The organism is Achromobacter sp. MYb9 (assembly GCF_002975275.1).
GTDB lineage: Bacteria > Pseudomonadota > Gammaproteobacteria > Burkholderiales > Burkholderiaceae_B > Achromobacter.
Genome location: NZ_PCOQ01000008.1, coordinates 55,347 through 71,008 on the forward strand (window position 1 = coordinate 55,347; position 15,662 = coordinate 71,008).

Below are 15,662 nucleotides of genomic sequence, written 5' to 3' on the forward strand. Positions count from 1 at the left end.
GGAGCGCTCGTGAACACCAGAAATCTGACCTTCCCCCACGCCAGCGCCGAGATCGACGCCGCTGGCATCGCTACCTTGACCATGCAGGACGCTGGGGTGCTGAACATACTGAGCACACCGGTGATCAACGGCCTGCGCGAGGCGCTTGGCCACCTGCGCGAAGATGACTCGGTGCGCGTGCTGGTGCTGCGCGGCGCCGGCGACCGCGCGTTCGTAGCCGGCGCCGACATCGCGGAGATGGCCGCGTTGGACGAGCCGGGCGCCCAGCGGTTTATCTCCAACCTGCGCGACCTCTGCAACGCCGTGCGCCACTTCCCTGTGCCAGTGATCGCCCGCATTCCGGGCTGGTGCCTGGGCGGTGGCCTGGAATTCGCCCTGGCATGCGATCTGCGGATCTGCGCCGACCACGCGCAGTTCGGCATGCCCGAAGTCAAAGTCGGCATTCCGTCGGTGATCCATGCCGCGCTCATGCCGCAACTGATCGGCGCGGCCAACAGCGCCTGGATGCTGTTGACGGGGGAACTGGTCGACGCTCGCCGCGCGCAGGATTGGGGGCTGGTCAACGCCGCCGTGCCGCTAGCGGAACTGGATCAGGCCGTGCGCAAGCTGGCGGAAGGCTTCGCGGCGTTGGGGCCGGCGGCATTGCGGCAGCAGAAGAAGTTGCTGCGCCGCTGGGAGACGATGTCGGTGGATGAGGCCATCGAGGACAGCGTCGCGGAATTCGGCGCCGCGTTCAATACCGGCGAACCGCAGAAGTTCATGAACGAATTCCTGGCAAGCAAGCGCAAAGGCAAGGGCTGATCAGTCCGGCCCGCGCGTCGCCGCGACGATCGGGTCGTCAAGCAGGTATTCGGCGACCTGTTCGACGAACGGCGACAGCGGCACGCCGGCCTGCGTCACCAATGTCAGTTCTCGCAGCGCCCACGGTTCGCTGATCGCCACGGCCGCAATGCGCTTTTCGCGCAGCGCGGCAGCGGCGATGCTACGCGGCACCAGCGACACGCCCACGCCGGCCTCGACCATGGACAGCACGGCATCGAAGGTATGCACGTGGATGCGCACCTTGGGCGTCTTGCCCGCCAGCTTGGCCATGTCGCGCAGGAAGACATAGTTGCTGCTGGCCCGGCTCATGCACACGAAATCCAGGTCCAGCACCGCCGGGAACCGCACCGGCGAACTCTCCACCACCGGATGGTTCAGCGGCGCCGCGATGATGAGCTGGTCGATGGCGTAGCGGACGGCGTTCACGCCCGCCGATTTGGCCTGGCCGGCAAAGATGCCGATGTCGGCTTCCTGGCCCGCGATGGCGGCCTCGATCGTATTGCTGGAGCGCTCTTCCAGCAGGATGTTCACATTGGGATTCGCGGAAAGGAAGCGGCTCAGGCTGGGCACGATAAAGCCGTTCAGCGAGCTGCTGTTCGCAAACAGCTTGACGCTGCCCTTCAGCCCGCTGGCAAACCCGCTGACTTCGCCGTGCATGCGTTCAACGCCTGCCAGCAGCGACCGAACGTGCTTCAGCACGAAAGCGCCCTCGGTGGTCAGTTCCATGCCGCGGGCTTCGCGCTTGAACAGCGGCACGCCCATCGCGAATTCCAGGTTCTTCAAGCGGTAACTGGCGGACGAGGCGGTCAGGTGGACCGTGCCGGCCCCGCCCGATAAGCTCTTCGCCTCGGCGATCGCAAGGAACAGGCGGAGATCAGTAAGTTCGTAGCGCATGGCGCAAGATTACCGTAGATGATTTCGCGTTGTCATAGATACGGCGTCGCCAACCAGATGATCTTGTTGCGCAAGCGCTTGGCGAACGGCGCTTGCGTCAAGCCTTCCAGGGTTTCGAGCCGGGCGTGGCCGATCAGCCCGTCGATCCGGTCGCCGATCCACCGCGCCACCGCGGGGTCGTAGATCTCGGTGTCCAGCTCGAAGTTCAGCCGCAGGCTGCGCGGGTCCAGGTTGGAGGAGCCCACATACGCCCAGGCGTCATCTACCGTCATCAGCTTGGAATGGTCGAAGGCGCCGTGCGCCCGCCAGACCCGGCAGCCCGTGCGCACCACCTGGTCCAGCTGCGCCGACATGGCGTAGTCCACCAGGCGCAGGTTGTTCTTGCCCGGGATGACGATGTCCACGTGGATGCCGCGCCGCGCGGCGGTGGCCAGCGCCCCGATCAGCGTCTGATCGGGCAGGAAGTAGGGCGATTGAATACGCACATGGCGCTGCGCCACGGCCAGCGCGCCCAGCAACATGTTGTGCGAACTGCCCAGCGCCCGATCCGGACCCGACGGTACGCAGCGCATCGGCACGTTGCCGCTAAGCGGCACGGCATGCGGGTCGAACCAGGGCCTGGCGGGCAGCGATTCGTGCGTCGTGAAATTCCAGTCGTGCGCAAACACCGACATCAGCTGCGTCACGATCGGCCCTTCCACGCGAAAGTGCGTGTCGTGGTTCGTGGCATCGCCCGCCAGCGCGCTGACAAATGCCGCGCGCACATTCATGCCGCCGGTGAACCCCACGCGCCCGTCGATCACCAGCACTTTCCGGTGGCTGCGCAGGTTCGCGTAAGGCATGCGCAGCACGCCCATCGGATTCGTCATGAAACGCGCGACGGGCACGCCACCGCGCGCCAGCATGCGGACGATGGGCGGACGCGAATACTTGGAGCCGATCGCGTCGATCAGCACCCGCACCTGGACGCCCCGTGCATGCGCTTCGATCAGCGCCTGGGCCAGCTCGCGTCCGATCGGGTCGTTATCGAAGATGTAGCTTTGCATCGCCACCGCATGGCGCGCGTCGCGGATGGCCTGCAACATGGCCGGGTACGCCTCGTCGCCGCCCGCCAGCGGCCGCACCGCGTTGCCGCCCAACAGCCGGAACCGGCTGACCCGGTCGCCCAGCACCTTCAGCGAGGCGAACTGCGGCCCCGAAATCGGCGCCACGTCCACGGGCAGGGTCTCGACCTGCTCGGCATCCACCACCATCGCTTCGTCGCGCTGCTGCGTCAACCGCGTCTTGCGGATGCGGTTGATCCCCGCCACGAAATAGAACAGGGCCCCGAACAGCGGCGAGAACAACGCCACCCCCACCCAGCCGATGGCCGCCCGCACGTCCTGCTTGGTCATCGCGGCATGCACCGCCGCGCCCGTCCCGGCCACGATGCTGATGGCAAAAGCCAGATGAGGCCAATAATCGATCAAAATTGCGTGTATGCGATCCATAGCGATGGCGTAAGAGACGGCCTCCAAGGGGGAACCAAGCGGAAGGATAGCAAGCTGGCAAAGTCAGGCAAGAGAAATTGGGGGCGGGGCGTTTGACGCGTCAAAAAAATATGCTATAGTTCGGCCTCTTCGTTGTTCAGCTTCTTTCTGAAGCGCGGCGGCAAAGAAAAAAGGCGCGACGAAAGTGGTGCCTGGGTAGTACCAAAAAGCAGTACCAGAGGTGGCTGTAGCTCAGTTGGTAGAGTCCTGGATTGTGATTCCAGTTGTCGTGGGTTCGAGCCCCATCAGCCACCCCAAGAATTCCTTAGAAATCAGCCGCTTATAGCGGCTTTTTTCTTTTGTGCGGCACAATAATTCTAATAATTCGCACCAGTTCTAGTTTCCCTAGAAGGTCGGTTTGATTAGCCACCCCCGCCTGACGTGCTGCGTGAAAGTCGGCGAAAGCCGCACGCTCCGAGCACGGGATGGTGGCTACAGCAGCCGCTCATCCACGCCATTGCGCAGATCATAGGGCGACCACAGGATTCGCCCGACGATACGCACTTCGCACCCATCTTCCTTTTCCAGCGGAAACGGCGCGTACGCGGGGTTCAGCGATTTGGCCAGCCAGGCGCCTTCGCGTCCGCGTGAAATGCACTTCACGATCATCTTGCCGCCGTGGTTGATGGCGTACACCGTGCGCGGGTCGATCTCGCGCGGGTCGGACACCGGGTCTTCGATAAACAGCATGGGGCCGCCGTTGCGGATGACGGGTTCCATGCTGTCGCCCTGCGCGTAAACGATCTTCATGCGGCTGATCGGCAGCTTGAACGATTCCAGGAACGAGCGGCGCAAGAGGATCTCGCCGATCTCGGTCTCGTGGTAGTTCTCGATGCCAAGCCGACCGGCGGCCAGGCGCACATCCAGTTCGGGGATGGGCATGAACTCCTGGTCGTTGGCGGAGTAGCCGGCGTTGGCGACATGGCCGACGTTGGCCGCAGTGCTGATGCGCAACGCCTGCGCCCGATCGATCTGATAGGTCGTCAACCCGTCGGCATCCCAAGGGGCGGGCGCGGTGGGCGCCATGGGGAATTCGTCCACGGCGGCCGCCATGTCCATGATGGATCCGCGCTTGGCTTGATGCGTCTTGCCTTGCGCCGTGGCCCCTTTGGCTTTTATGCCCATCTGGCCCAACGCCAGAAGCAGCGCGCCTTCCAGGCGCTTGAGTTGGTCTTCCGCCAACCCTTTAATCAATGACGCAGGCACGGAAGGAAATGGCCACGGGGCGTCTGCGGAAGGAGCGGCGAGTGGCGCGCCCGCTGACAGCGACGCTGCCTTCCTGGTTTCAGCGGCCAAGCGCGGACTGATCGCCGCCAACGTGCAACCGAAGCCTTCCGCATAAGCCATCGCGGCCTCGATGCCAATGGGGCGCCGGCCGGTGATGTGCTGGTAGATCATCGCCTGGCCGCCCTTCACTTGGTGGTCGCGAGCGAATGCCGCGCGGTTCACGCCTTCAAAGCGTGCGCGCAGGGCGGCGGCTTCCTCTTCGATCGTCCACATTTTCATATAGCAATGCTATTCAAATAAAACTATAGCATGGCTTGCTAATAAACTGTAGCGTCGCTATAGTTTTGGTGATGAATCTACATGATTATTTCGGCCGGGATGGAGCGCTTACCGCTGCGGCGCTCGCTCGACGCGTGGGGGTGTCTCCTGCGCTGATCTATCAGTGGCGCACGGGCCGAAGGCCCGTCCCGGTCAAGCATTGCGCCCTGATCGAGCAAGCCACCTGCGGCGTGGTCACCCGGCGCGACCTGCGTCCCGCCGATTGCATTCGAATCTGGCCGGAGCTGGCCGAAGGGACAACGGCGGAATGAACTACTACCCCCATCACATTGGTGATTTCAATAGCGCGACGCGCCACCTCACGCGGATCGAGCGCAGTGTCTATCGCGACTTGATCGAACTCTATTACGACACCGAAGCCCCCTTGTCGCGCGACGTCGACAAGTTGTGTCGGCTGCTGATTGCGCGGTCGGATGAGGAGCAGGCCGCCGTCTTCCAAGTGCTGAACGAGTTCTTCACGGACACGGAGCACGGCTGGCGCCATGCGCGTTGCGATGCCGAGATCGCTCGCTATCACGGCAACAAGGAAGCGAAGTCTGTCGCGGGCAAGGCCAGCGCCGCGAAGCGGGCGCGGCAAGCCCAACGCCGTGATGCGGAAGGGGGCCCGGGCGAAGCGGGCCAGGACCCAGGTGTTCAACAGCCGTTGAACACGGCGCCAACTAACCAGGAACCAGAACCAGGAACCAAGAGCCAGGAAAAATCCGCCACGGCGCATTGCAAGCGGGCTTCCGGATTCGATGCCTCGGCGATTGCATTGCCGGCTTGGCTTGCGCGTGAAGACTGGGTCAGCTGGGTCGCGGACCGCAAAGCGCGCAAGAAGCCGATTACGGAAGAGGGCGCGCGCCGTCAGCTGCAACAGCTTGCGGGCTACCAGGCAGAGGGCATCGCGCCTAGTGCCGTGATCGCCCATAGCATCGCTAGCGGATATCAGGGCTTGTTTCCGCCACGCAGCAACCGGCAGGAGGCCCCGCTCACCCGGGGGCGGCAGCGGGCGGATTGGTCATCCGAATTGCGAAGCGTCCTGGCCGAAGGCCGGGCGCGCAGCGAGATCGACATGGGAGTGATCGATGCAAGTCGCTGAAGCGTCAAACGGGCTAGGCGCGTTGGTCGTCCACGAGATGCATCTGCTATATGGCGCGAAGTTCGCGCAGCAGTGGGAAGGGTTGACGCCGCGTGAGCTGAAGGACTCGTGGAACCAGAAGCTGGCGGGGCTGGGCGAATCGCATGTCAGGCGCGGCCTGACCGCATGCCTGACTCGCGAGTGGCCGCCAACCCTGCCGGAGTTTTTGAAGTTGTGCTGCCCGTGGCTGACGCCCGAGGTCGCTTATCACGAAGCCGTGCGTGGCGTGTCGGCGCGCCGCCGGGGCGAAATCGGCAACTGGTCGCATCCCGCCGTGTATTGGGCTGCAGTGGGCGTGAGCACCGTGGATCTGCTGAACAGCAATTACGGCGCGATCAAAGCACGCTGGGAAAGAACGTTGGCCGAGGAACTGAGCAAAGGGGCGTGGCCCGACATTCCCGAGCCGCGCGCGGCGCTGCCAGCCCCTGGCCAGACATTGGCCTCGCGCGCCCAGGCGGAGGCGGCGTTAAAGAAGATGGGGACGGGAAAGCTGCTGGAGCCGCGCAGCCGGTCGCACCGCGAATGGATCGAGAAATGGGAAGCGCGCATCGCGCTGGGCGGGCATCCGACCAAGGCCATCGCCGAGATGCTGACGCATGCCAAGCACAGCGCCAATCCGGAGCGCATATGAGCAATAGAGCCGTTATCGAACGCCGTGCGGGTGATGGCCAAAACACAACAGGGACGAGGGTCTGAAATGGAAGCAGGGTTGCCACGCTGGGTGGAAGACGAAATTCGCAATTGGGCGCGGGCGCAATGGGAGGGAGATTGGCCGGGGCCTCACCGCATGGAGCAAGATGCGCCGGACCTGTGCGAGTTTCCGCCGCAGCCGGGCCACGACGATGACGACGAGCCCGTGCGGATTCCGGTGAACCATGAACGGGCACGCCGAGTGAACGCATTGTATGAAGCGCTGCCGCTCGTCGAAAGGCGGGTAGTGCAAGCCGAATACACGCGGCGCGCCGACTACGGCGACCTGCCCGGGCATCTACGCCAGGGCAAGGCCTGCCGCGTCATCGGTATCACGCTGCCGTACTACAAGGTGGCACTTGGCAGTTTCAAGCAGCAGGTATGGAGGACATTCAAATGAAGTACGCGCACGAGGTCATCGATCTGCTGGCGGCGTATCCGGGCCGGGAATTCAGAATGGCCGAGATCTTGCGTCACGTCAGCCGCGGCATCCCCCTGGCGCCTGCATCGCAAGAGGCGATGCGGCGCGGCGCCCGCCGGGTGCTGGATCATCTGCTGGACGCAGGCCACGTGCAGCGCTGCGGCGGCAACACGAAATCGGCCACGTATTCCTGGCAGCAATTGGGACATGCACTTCATAAAAACCATGCCCATTTGGGACCGGATTTGAGACAATAGCCGCGGGGCATTGCGCCCACACGAAATGCAGCCCGCCAACCGACTCGGTTCGCGGGCTTTGTTTTTTCCGAGACAAAAATTGACCGCCATGACGCCTGAAGACGCAATCCTTACGCTGGTGACGGCTGCCGCAGGCGGCGTGCCGGTGGTGCTTTCCGACGATACGTCGGCAGTTCCACCGCCGCCTTATATCGCGTTGGCGGTGCGCTGGGTGCAGGCCGGGCCTGCTGAAACCGGCCAGGTCGACGCCGATGGCAACCAGCCGGTGCATGACCATCGCGATGCCACCGTCGAGTTGCGTAGCGTGGGCGCCGCCGCCTATCGCATCCTGGACAAGATGGGCCTTACGCTGCGCCACCCGGTCCATGAAGATCATGCTGAAGCGCTGGGCCTGGCGTTGTTCCAGGCCGGCCGCGTGCAACGCGTGCCGCGCGAAACAGCCGGTGCGGCAAGCGAGCCGCTGGGCGCGCTTGACCTGGGAATACGCTACGCGCAGACCTATACGGATGTTGTTGGCGTCATCGAAACAGTGACCGGCACCATCACGACCACAGGTGGGCTGCTGCCTGCTCTGCACACTTCTTTTTCCGCGAAGACCGAAACGACGAACTAGCGTCAGGTCTTCATCACGTTGTCCCCCCGCCGCCTTTGGGCGGTTTTTTTTTGGAGCCGCAAATGGCAAAAATCGACCGGATCGTCAATGTGGCGATCTCGCTGAACACCACGGCGATCAAGGAGCAGAACTTCTCTGACATCCTGATCCTGGGCGCGCATGCGCTGACCGTGAACCGCGTCCTGGCGGTGACCGAACCGGGCGAATTGCTCGACATGGGCATTGCGCAGACCGATCCCCTGTACATCGCGGTGCGCGATGCCTTCAAGCAAATTCCGACCGTGGCCCGGGTCTTTGTCGGTCGTCGCCAAGTGGATGCTTCGCGCATTTCCGTGACGCGTGCCGCCGTTGCCGCCTACACCGTGTCGCTCTCTTGGCGCGACGCGACTGGCGCCGTGAAAAAGGTGGACGTCAACGTGACGGGTTCCGCCGACAGCACGCCGCAGACCCTCGCAACGGCCCTGGCCACCGCGATTGCCGAAACCGACGCACCGGTGACGGCCACCGCCACGGGCGCCGACGTTGCCGTAACCACCGCCGTGTCCGGCCAGGCCTTGGCCATCGCCGTGACGGGCAACCTGCAATTGGCCGCGCCCGCCAGCACCGAAACGCCGTCGGCCGCGCTGAACGCCTGCCTGCGCGAGAACGGCGACTGGTACGGCGTGTCGCTGGCCAGCCGCGTCGAAGCGGATGTGCTGGACGCCGCCGAATGGGTGGAATCGAACGAGCGCCTGTTCGGCGTATCCAGCGCCCAGGCCGGCATCATCGACGCGGCCGTCTCCAACGACATCGCGTCGCGCTGCCAGCAGAAGCAGTACTTCCGCACGCACGTGTGGTTCCACGGCCAGGCCGACAGCGAGGCGCTGGACGCCGCCGTCGCCGCCAACCGCTTCACCTTCTATCCGGGTGGTGAAACCTGGGCCAACACGCGGCTCTCCGGCGTGACGTACGACAGCCTGAGTGAAGGCCAGGCGCAGGCCGCGCATGCGAAGAACGCCAACACGTTCGAGCAGATGCGCAACTTTGCCGTGACGCAAAACGGCAAGGTCGCCGCTGGCGAATGGATCGATGTGATCCGTGGCCGCGACTGGTTGGCCGAGCAAGTGAAGATCAACGTAGCCTCGCAGCTGATCGACGCCAACGGCAAGGTGCCCTACACCGACGTGGGTATCCAGATCCTGGTCAACGGCATCCGCCAGGCGCTGCTGCTGGGCCAGAGCCGTGGCCTGGTGGCGCCCGATGAGATCGATGAAGCGGGCCGCAAGATCCCGGGCTTCGTGATCAATGTGCCGCGTGCCGCGAGCGTTTCCCCGAACGACAAGGCCAATCGCATCCTGCGCGACCTGACGTTCAGCGCCCGCCTGGCGGGCGCCATCCATGTTGCCGAAATCAAGGGCAACCTCACCTACCAACAACTGTAATCGGGGTCTATCCATGTCCGTCAAAACCTACGCACCCAACCAGGTGAAGATCGTGATGGGCGCGCTGCCCATCTCCGGCCTGGCCGAAGATACCTTTGTCACCGTGACCGAAATCGGCGAAGGCATTGCCTCCGTCGTCGGTGTCGATGGCGAGGTGGCGCGTTCCATGTCGCGCGATTCGCGCTTGCGCATCACCCTGACGCTGATGCAGACCAGTGCCAGCAACGCCGCCCTGACGGCGCTGCACCAGGCCGACCGCGCCACCGAGGGCAATGGCGCGGTACCGGTATCCGTGACCGACCTGCGCGGCACGTCGCTGCACGCGTCGGATTCCGCGTGGATCGTCAAGATGCCCGACGCGGGCTACGGCGCCAAGGTCGGCAGCCGTGAATGGACGATCGAAACCGGCCCGGCCATCAACGTCATCGGGGGCAACACCTGATGAGCGCCACCAAGGAAGTGACCATCGGGTCGACGGTGTTCCGCGTTTCCCGCTTTGATCCGTTCCGCCAGCTCAAGCTGTTGGGCGACCTGCAAAAGGAAGTGCTGCCGGCAGCGGGGTCGATGCTGACCTCGGTGTTCAGCGCGGACGGCGCCGGCGAAGGCCGCGACGAAAGCGCGATGCTGAATGCGTTCCGGGAACTGTCGGCGAAGCTGGGCGGCGACGCGCTAGCGGGCTGGGCCGAGCGCCTGATCGACCCGGAGCTGGTCAGCTTCGAACTGGCGGGCCGCGAGCCCCAGAAGCTGACGCCCGCGCACCGCGGGCTGGCCTTTGGCGACTACGCCGAGATTCTGGAGTTGTTGTTCCACATTCTTGAGCACAACTTCGCCGGCCCTTTGGCGCGTTGGGCCGGCCGCTTTGGTCCGGCCCGCGCGACGTTGGCGAGCCTGTCGGGCGGTTCGACGCAGGCTTCGAACGAGAGTTGATCATCTGGCGGCCCATCCTGGCCCGCTACGTCAGCCTGGATGCCGTCAAGCGCGGCGACGTCGATCTGCTGGACATCCTGAAGCTCAACGCGCTGATGGATGCCCAGCAGGCCGCGCAGGCTGCGGCAGATAACAAGGCGAGGTAACGATGATCGTTGTACGAGAGGTGGTGACGCTGTTGCGCTACCAGGTGGACCAATCCGGGCTGCACGCCTATCGGCAGGCGTTCGAGTCGGCGTTGCAGGCCATGGCGGACGCAAGCGTCAAGGCGGGCGCCGCGATGCGCCAGGCGCTGGCGGGCGTGTTGCCCGGCGTGGTGAACGTGCCGCAAGCGAAAGGAGGGCAATCGGCAGGCGCGCAGATGACGGTCGCGCAGATGAATGTCGGGCGGATGATCGTTGGCCAGATGGCAAGCCAGCGGACGGCAAACGGTCAACCCGCAAACGGTCAACCCGCGATGGGTCAAGCCGCAAGCTCTCCTCCCGGACCCAGGCCGCAAGGCATTCCGGCCGCCCGCCAACACGCGGCGGCGTTGGGCGGCCTGCGCGGCGTTGTCGAGCTGACGCTGGGCGCGTCGCCGCTCAAGCGCGTCCTTGGCGACATCGAAGCGTGGGGGCAGATCCAGGCGCGCCTGGGGCAAGCAGCAGGGTCGGACGGGAACGCAGTTCAAGCCGACCGTGACCTTGCCCGCGTGTCGCGAACCAGTGGCATGCCGTATGCCGACAACGTCGACACGTACGTGCGGTCCGTGCAAACGTTGCAAGACCATGGACGTACGCGGCAGGAAGCCACCGGCATCACCGAAGCCGTGGCGTTGAGCATGCGCCTGTCGCAAACGCCCGCGCGGGACCGCGAGGGCATCGTGGCCGCGCTGCTGAACATGGTCGAGCAAGGCCGGTTGGACGTGGCGCAATTCAACGCCTTGCCCCGGCGCATGCAGGACGCGCTGGCCGCTGGGCTGAACCTTGGCCGTGGCCAGTTGCGCGATGAAGTGCAGGGTGGCCAGATCACGACCGACCGCGCGTTGCCCGCGTTGCAATCGCAGTTGCCGACCATGCGCACCGAAGCCGACGGTGCACCCGCATCCATCACCGTAGCAATGACGGTGTTCAACGACGCCATGCAGCGCTATCTGGGCCAGGCGTTGCCGGCGGGTCGCGGCGTGTTGAATGGAGTCACGACGTCTATCCTGTTTCTGGCCGACAACATCGACACAGTTGCCAAACTGCTTGCGCTGACCGGCGCCAGCATCGGGCTGGTCTCGCTGGGCAACGGGCTGCGGCGGGCCAGTGCGATGGCGGGCGGCCTGTTTCAATCGCTGATCGCGACCACGCGCGCCGCGCTCGGGCTGGATTCCGCGATGGCGCTGCGCAGCGGGCCGGCGGGCGCCATGCAGATGCTGTCGGTTTGGAGCCGGTCGATAGCGCCCATGCTGCGTATGGCGGCGGTGTTGACCACGATCTATCTGATCGGCGAAGACATCGCCAACTGGCTGGTGGGTGGCGAATCCGTACTGGGCGGCTGGATCGGCGGCGTGGAGGAATGGCAGGATGAGCTCGATGCCGTGTCATCCGTGCTGGTGTTTGTGAAGGACATACTGGGTGGCGCGGGCGAGGCGCTGGGGCCATGGATCCAACGCTTCGGATCGATTGCCGTACTGATCTACGGCCTGTGGCAGATCCTGTCGCCGGTCGGCGAATTTTTGCTGAACCTGGCAAGCGTCGTCGTGCCCATGCTCTGGAACGCCTTCGCCATGACGCCGATCGGCCGGATCATTGCGTTGATCGGCATGTTGGCCGTTGCGCTGTGGCAGATCTGGGAAAACTGGGATGTGATCACGGCGTACCTCTCGGCATCGTGGGACGCGCTGATGGCGATGGCCCACGATTCCTTCCTGGGCCCGGTGATCGAATACATCGCCGCCATCTGGGAATTCTGGAGCCGTCTTGTCAGTGGCGTGATTGCAGCCTTCACGGGTGACTGGGACGGCGCCATTGCGCACTGGGCGGGCGCGTTCAACGGCTTGTGGACGTTTTTCTCGGGCATGGGCGGCCGGATGGTCGCCACCGTCAAAGAGATCGGCCGCGCCATCCAGACCTGGGTGATCGACAAAGTCCGCGCCGCAAAAAACTGGTTCAAGGGTTTGCTGCCTGGGCAGTCAGGCGAGGATGCCGGCGACCAGGCGTCGGTGATGGACGGTTGGTCGCCGGAGGCGGCCCCCGATTGGTTGACGACGGCAAGCGGTGCGACGGGGTTTGTCGTACCGCCCGCCTCCGTGATCGGTGCTGTACCGACTCGACCTCGCACGCCAGTCAACTTCCAAAGCCTTAACAATATCGTCGTCAACGTGCCTTCAGGTGATCCGCCGGTGGTGAGGAATGCGGTTGCTGATGGCGTGAGTCAGGGTCAGCAAAGGGATCTTCAAAGCCTGCGCAGCATGCACGACTTGACGCCCGGCGTCGAAAGTCCCCGATAGGAGCCCCCATGAACTTTGTTTCCATGATCTTCGGATGGAATGGCGGCAGCAGCATCGGGACCTTGCCCCTGGATGCGCTTGTTAACGAAACGACGCAGCTCAACAGCCGCGCAACGTCATTCGCCGTGGAAGACGGCCCGCCGGTCACGGACCACGTGGCCCAGGATTCCGAGCAACTGACACTGACCGGGTGGGTGACGGCCGCTGACATCAGCCTGCTGGGCGGCTTTCGGGGCGCGGCCTTGGGCGCCGGGCGGTCAAAGCTGATCGGCGCCAAGGACGCATTGCGCAAGATCCATGCGGACCGTCTGCCCATCACGATCACGACTGGACTGGATGTCTATGTGGATTTTGTGATGGAAAGCTGCTCCATCGGACGCACCAACAGTGCGGGCGACCGTTTCGAGCTATCCGCCAACTTCAAGCGCATCCGCAAGGTGACGTTGCGGCAGGCGGATATCCCGCCCGAGAAAACCTCGGGCAGCGCTACGGGGAAGGCCGGTACGACAAAGGCAAACGCAGGCAAGCAGAACGGCGCACCCGCTACGCCGAAGCAGCACGACACCTTTAACTCGTCAGGAATCTTGAACGCATGATCCAGATACTCGTGCCCGACGCCAATGACAGCATCATGGAAGTGGAGCTGGATGGCTTGACGTTTTTCTTGCGGCTGTCCTGGAACGGCGAAGCGCAGCAATGGGTGTTGTCCATCGAAAACGCCTACAACGAACTGATCGTCGCAGGTGTCGCGGTAGTGCCGGACACGCGCCTGCTGGCGGCATACCGTCATCTGGCCGTGCCCCCGGGCGAGCTCGTGGCGTTGGCGCCGGACCGCCGGGACGCCATCAGTCGATCGGCGCTGCCGTCCGGAGACGTGGCGCTGCTGTACATCACGGCAGACGAGGTGGCCGATGGCCAGGTTTGACCGCGTCTACCGCCTGCTTGTGGGCAAGAGCGGCGCGCAGGGCCTGGAGATCCTGCCTCCGATCCGCATCACGTTCAATATCGCGAAGACCGCGGCGGAAGAGCCTAACGACGGCAAGATCACCCTGTACAACCTGGCCGCGGAAACGCGCCGCACACTGGAAGAGCCCGGCTTGCGTTGCGTGCTGTATGCAGGCTACGCCGAAGAGGGTGGTCCGCTGCTGATGGCATCGGGCAGCATCGTGTTCGCGTACACCCGCTACGGGCCGCCGGATGTCGTGACCGAACTGACGGTCAAGGACGGCTATATCGAAGTCCGCGATACGGCGGTGTCGATCGGCCTGGGCCCGGGCGCTCGCGCCCGCGACATCATCCGCGATATTGCGCGGCAGATGGGCTTGCCGCTGGTCATGGCCGAAGACGTGCCCGACCGCCGCTGGGAGCAGGGCTTTTCGTTTTATGGCGCGGCGCGTACCGCATTGCACAAGGTCACGCAGGGCACCGGACTGGAATGGTCAATCCAGAACCAGCAGCTGCAGGTGGTCCAGCGGCTGGGCACCACGCGGCGCCAGGCCGTCGTGCTGGCTTTGGACAGCGGCTTGCTGGGGCAGCCGGAACGCACGCGGGAAGCAGCCACGGAAAAAGCGAAGTCGAAAGGAAAGGGTTCGGGGCGGGCGGGTGCAGGCATGTCGGGCGCCGCTGCCACGCCCGCCAGCGCCCAGCAACAGCGCGACGGCTGGAAGGTCAAGTCGCTGCTGTTGGCGACGATCAGTCCCGGCGATCTGGTCAAGCTGGAAAGCCGCTCGGTAGAGGCGTTTCAACGCGTCGAAACCGTGCGTCATACGGGCGATAGCGAAGCCGGAGATTGGCAAACGGAATTGACCTTGGTTGACACCCACCCCTCATCCAAAAAGGAGCAGTCATGAGCGACGCGGTAACCCTTATCCGCCGGCTGATCGCCACGGAATTGGCGGACGTCTACACGACGCTGCCCGGCGAAGTCGTCACGTATGACGGCACGTTCGTCACGGCCCGGCCCACGCTGGCCAAGCGGCTGGCCAATGGCGACGTCCTGTTGCCGCCCCAGGTGGTGCGCGTGCCGGTGTGTTGGCCGGTGGGCGATGTGCGCGGCGCGCAGGCGCTGATTTCGGTGCCGCTGGCTGCGGGCGATGCGATCAAGCTGTCGTTCTCGGCCCGCGCACTGGAGAATTGGCTGGCGGGCGATAACGGTCCGCCGGATGATCCGCGCCAGTTTGATTTGTCCGACGCGTTTGCTTCGCCGTTGCTGCGGCCGGGCACGATGGCGGCCGACACGCAGAACGTCAGCATCCAGTACGGGCCGGGCACGCTGAAGCTGTCGCCAGCGGGAGACCTGACGTTTCAGGTCAAGACCTGGACGGTGCAAGCCGAACAGGCCACCTTCAACACGCCGGTCACGATCAACGGGCCGCTGACCTATACGCAAGGCATGGCGGGCGAGGGCGGCCAGGGCGGCGCGTCGATGCGCATTCGCGGCGGCGTGGCCTATGAAGGCGGCGCGGTCACCCATAACGGCAAGAACATCGGCGATGCGCATCGTCACGCCTACGCGGGCGGCACCACCGAGGGACCGCTCTGATGGCCCTGGACCTTGCCTTATCCGCCGATCACGACCTGGACCTGGATCTGCTTGGCCGAGCGTCATTCGTGGATGGCGCCGACCGTATCGCGCAGCAGATCAAGACGACCTTGCTGGCCTTCATGGGCGAGTGGTTTCTGGACACCACGTTCGGCGTTCCCTACTTCGAGGACGTGCTGGTGAAGTCGCCCGACCGGGCCGGCATCGAAGCCATCTTCCGCGCCCGGATCCGCGCGGTGCCCGGCGTGACCCAGGTCAGCGCGATGCAACTGCAACTGGAACGGCAGTTGCGCCTGCTGCGCGTGACGTACCAGGCCGACACCACCTTCGGGCGGCTGGAACGCGTGGTCTCGCTGCAAACGTCTTAACCCCCTATTTTTGTCG

General features: G+C 64.5%; 20 protein-coding genes and 1 tRNA gene. 18 read left to right on the forward strand and 3 right to left on the reverse strand.

Annotated features, from left to right (window positions below; translation table 11 throughout):
- Positions 1-9 precede the first annotated feature (9 nt).
- Positions 10-801, forward strand: a complete 792-nt coding sequence (locus CQ050_RS13845) for an enoyl-CoA hydratase (protein WP_105557410.1) — start codon at positions 10-12, stop codon at positions 799-801.
- Here the strand turns inward: CQ050_RS13845 and CQ050_RS13850 are convergent, their stop codons facing one another.
- The gene (locus CQ050_RS13850) at positions 802-1,716 is read right to left on the reverse strand and encodes a LysR family transcriptional regulator (RefSeq protein WP_105557411.1); all 915 of its coding nucleotides are present in this window, start codon (positions 1,714-1,716) and stop codon (positions 802-804) included.
- Positions 1,717-1,748: 32 nt separating this feature from the next.
- Positions 1,749-3,206, reverse strand: coding sequence for a phospholipase D-like domain-containing protein (locus tag CQ050_RS13855; protein WP_105557412.1), 1,458 nt, complete (start codon positions 3,204-3,206; stop codon positions 1,749-1,751).
- A 220-nt stretch (positions 3,207-3,426) separates the two neighbouring features.
- On the opposite strand from CQ050_RS13855, the gene CQ050_RS13860 reads away from it, so the two are divergent.
- A tRNA-His gene (locus CQ050_RS13860) sits at positions 3,427-3,502 on the forward strand.
- A gap of 175 nt (positions 3,503-3,677) precedes the next feature.
- Here the strand turns inward: CQ050_RS13860 and CQ050_RS13865 are convergent.
- A complete protein-coding gene (locus CQ050_RS13865; RefSeq protein ID WP_105557413.1) occupies positions 3,678-4,751 on the reverse strand; it encodes a LexA family transcriptional regulator in 1,074 nt (357 codons plus the stop codon).
- Between the two features lie 71 nt (positions 4,752-4,822).
- Between CQ050_RS13865 and CQ050_RS13870 the strand changes: the two genes are divergently transcribed.
- The 16 genes from CQ050_RS13870 (at position 4,823) to CQ050_RS13940 (ending at position 15,646) form a co-directional block, all read left to right on the forward strand.
- Positions 4,823-5,062, forward strand: a complete 240-nt coding sequence (locus CQ050_RS13870; protein ID WP_105557414.1) for a YdaS family helix-turn-helix protein — start codon at positions 4,823-4,825, stop codon at positions 5,060-5,062.
- The gene (locus CQ050_RS13875) at positions 5,059-5,892 is read left to right on the forward strand and encodes a YdaU family protein (protein WP_105557415.1); all 834 of its coding nucleotides are present in this window, start codon (positions 5,059-5,061) and stop codon (positions 5,890-5,892) included. Before CQ050_RS13870 ends, CQ050_RS13875 begins: the two co-directional genes overlap by 4 nt.
- Entirely contained in the window at positions 5,879-6,562 is a 684-nt protein-coding gene (locus CQ050_RS13880; RefSeq protein WP_105557416.1) for a hypothetical protein, read from the forward strand. Before CQ050_RS13875 ends, CQ050_RS13880 begins: the two co-directional genes overlap by 14 nt.
- A gap of 66 nt (positions 6,563-6,628) precedes the next feature.
- Complete coding sequence (locus CQ050_RS13885; RefSeq protein WP_105557417.1) at positions 6,629-7,021, forward strand: hypothetical protein; 393 nt, start codon at positions 6,629-6,631, stop codon at positions 7,019-7,021.
- Entirely contained in the window at positions 7,018-7,299 is a 282-nt protein-coding gene (locus tag CQ050_RS13890; RefSeq protein ID WP_105557418.1) for a hypothetical protein, read from the forward strand. The genes CQ050_RS13885 and CQ050_RS13890 overlap by 4 nt, the downstream gene beginning before the upstream one ends.
- 88 nt (positions 7,300-7,387) lie before the next feature.
- Positions 7,388-7,912 carry a hypothetical protein gene (locus CQ050_RS13895; protein WP_105557593.1) on the forward strand — a complete coding sequence of 175 codons (525 nt, stop codon included), beginning with the start codon at positions 7,388-7,390 and terminating at the stop codon, positions 7,910-7,912.
- A gap of 62 nt (positions 7,913-7,974) precedes the next feature.
- Positions 7,975-9,333 (forward strand): DUF3383 family protein, encoded by a 1,359-nt coding sequence (locus CQ050_RS13900; RefSeq protein ID WP_105557419.1) that lies wholly within the window; start codon positions 7,975-7,977, stop codon positions 9,331-9,333.
- Between the two features lie 13 nt (positions 9,334-9,346).
- Complete coding sequence (locus CQ050_RS13905) at positions 9,347-9,775, forward strand: phage protein (RefSeq protein WP_105557420.1); 429 nt, start codon at positions 9,347-9,349, stop codon at positions 9,773-9,775.
- Positions 9,775-10,260 (forward strand): phage tail assembly chaperone, encoded by a 486-nt coding sequence (locus CQ050_RS13910; protein WP_105557421.1) that lies wholly within the window; start codon positions 9,775-9,777, stop codon positions 10,258-10,260. Before CQ050_RS13905 ends, CQ050_RS13910 begins: the two co-directional genes overlap by 1 nt.
- A complete protein-coding gene (locus CQ050_RS30975) occupies positions 10,257-10,406 on the forward strand; it encodes a hypothetical protein (protein WP_199196821.1) in 150 nt (49 codons plus the stop codon). The genes CQ050_RS13910 and CQ050_RS30975 overlap by 4 nt, the downstream gene beginning before the upstream one ends.
- Positions 10,407-10,408: 2 nt before the next feature.
- Positions 10,409-12,736, forward strand: coding sequence for a tape measure protein (locus tag CQ050_RS13915; RefSeq protein ID WP_105557422.1), 2,328 nt, complete (start codon positions 10,409-10,411; stop codon positions 12,734-12,736).
- An 8-nt stretch (positions 12,737-12,744) separates the two neighbouring features.
- Positions 12,745-13,332, forward strand: coding sequence for a phage baseplate protein (locus CQ050_RS13920; RefSeq protein ID WP_105557423.1), 588 nt, complete (start codon positions 12,745-12,747; stop codon positions 13,330-13,332).
- Positions 13,329-13,661 (forward strand): hypothetical protein, encoded by a 333-nt coding sequence (locus tag CQ050_RS13925; protein WP_105557424.1) that lies wholly within the window; start codon positions 13,329-13,331, stop codon positions 13,659-13,661. The genes CQ050_RS13920 and CQ050_RS13925 overlap by 4 nt, the downstream gene beginning before the upstream one ends.
- Positions 13,648-14,586 (forward strand): hypothetical protein, encoded by a 939-nt coding sequence (locus CQ050_RS13930; RefSeq protein ID WP_105557425.1) that lies wholly within the window; start codon positions 13,648-13,650, stop codon positions 14,584-14,586. The genes CQ050_RS13925 and CQ050_RS13930 overlap by 14 nt, the downstream gene beginning before the upstream one ends.
- Positions 14,583-15,278 carry a Gp138 family membrane-puncturing spike protein gene (locus CQ050_RS13935; RefSeq protein ID WP_105557426.1) on the forward strand — a complete coding sequence of 232 codons (696 nt, stop codon included), beginning with the start codon at positions 14,583-14,585 and terminating at the stop codon, positions 15,276-15,278. The genes CQ050_RS13930 and CQ050_RS13935 overlap by 4 nt, the downstream gene beginning before the upstream one ends.
- On the forward strand, positions 15,278-15,646 hold the full coding sequence (locus tag CQ050_RS13940) for a hypothetical protein (protein ID WP_105557427.1): 369 nt from the start codon (positions 15,278-15,280) through the stop codon (positions 15,644-15,646). Before CQ050_RS13935 ends, CQ050_RS13940 begins: the two co-directional genes overlap by 1 nt.
- The last annotated feature ends 16 nt before the right edge of the window (positions 15,647-15,662 follow it).

Coding starts and splice junctions, on each gene's coding strand:
- CQ050_RS13850 (WP_105557411.1), bottom strand. CDS start 1,716: ATGCGCTACGAACTTACTGATCTCCGCCTGTTCCTTGCGATCGCCGAG.
- CQ050_RS13855 (WP_105557412.1), bottom strand. CDS start 3,206: ATGGATCGCATACACGCAATTTTGATCGATTATTGGCCTCATCTGGCT.
- CQ050_RS13865 (WP_105557413.1), bottom strand. CDS start 4,751: ATGAAAATGTGGACGATCGAAGAGGAAGCCGCCGCCCTGCGCGCACGC.
- CQ050_RS13870 (WP_105557414.1), top strand. CDS start 4,823: ATGAATCTACATGATTATTTCGGCCGGGATGGAGCGCTTACCGCTGCG.
- CQ050_RS13875 (WP_105557415.1), top strand. CDS start 5,059: ATGAACTACTACCCCCATCACATTGGTGATTTCAATAGCGCGACGCGC.
- CQ050_RS13880 (WP_105557416.1), top strand. CDS start 5,879: ATGCAAGTCGCTGAAGCGTCAAACGGGCTAGGCGCGTTGGTCGTCCAC.
- CQ050_RS13885 (WP_105557417.1), top strand. CDS start 6,629: ATGGAAGCAGGGTTGCCACGCTGGGTGGAAGACGAAATTCGCAATTGG.
- CQ050_RS13890 (WP_105557418.1), top strand. CDS start 7,018: ATGAAGTACGCGCACGAGGTCATCGATCTGCTGGCGGCGTATCCGGGC.
- CQ050_RS13895 (WP_105557593.1), top strand. CDS start 7,388: ATGACGCCTGAAGACGCAATCCTTACGCTGGTGACGGCTGCCGCAGGC.
- CQ050_RS13900 (WP_105557419.1), top strand. CDS start 7,975: ATGGCAAAAATCGACCGGATCGTCAATGTGGCGATCTCGCTGAACACC.
- CQ050_RS13905 (WP_105557420.1), top strand. CDS start 9,347: ATGTCCGTCAAAACCTACGCACCCAACCAGGTGAAGATCGTGATGGGC.
- CQ050_RS13910 (WP_105557421.1), top strand. CDS start 9,775: ATGAGCGCCACCAAGGAAGTGACCATCGGGTCGACGGTGTTCCGCGTT.
- CQ050_RS13915 (WP_105557422.1), top strand. CDS start 10,409: ATGATCGTTGTACGAGAGGTGGTGACGCTGTTGCGCTACCAGGTGGAC.
- CQ050_RS13920 (WP_105557423.1), top strand. CDS start 12,745: ATGAACTTTGTTTCCATGATCTTCGGATGGAATGGCGGCAGCAGCATC.
- CQ050_RS13925 (WP_105557424.1), top strand. CDS start 13,329: ATGATCCAGATACTCGTGCCCGACGCCAATGACAGCATCATGGAAGTG.
- CQ050_RS13930 (WP_105557425.1), top strand. CDS start 13,648: ATGGCCAGGTTTGACCGCGTCTACCGCCTGCTTGTGGGCAAGAGCGGC.
- CQ050_RS13935 (WP_105557426.1), top strand. CDS start 14,583: ATGAGCGACGCGGTAACCCTTATCCGCCGGCTGATCGCCACGGAATTG.
- CQ050_RS13940 (WP_105557427.1), top strand. CDS start 15,278: ATGGCCCTGGACCTTGCCTTATCCGCCGATCACGACCTGGACCTGGAT.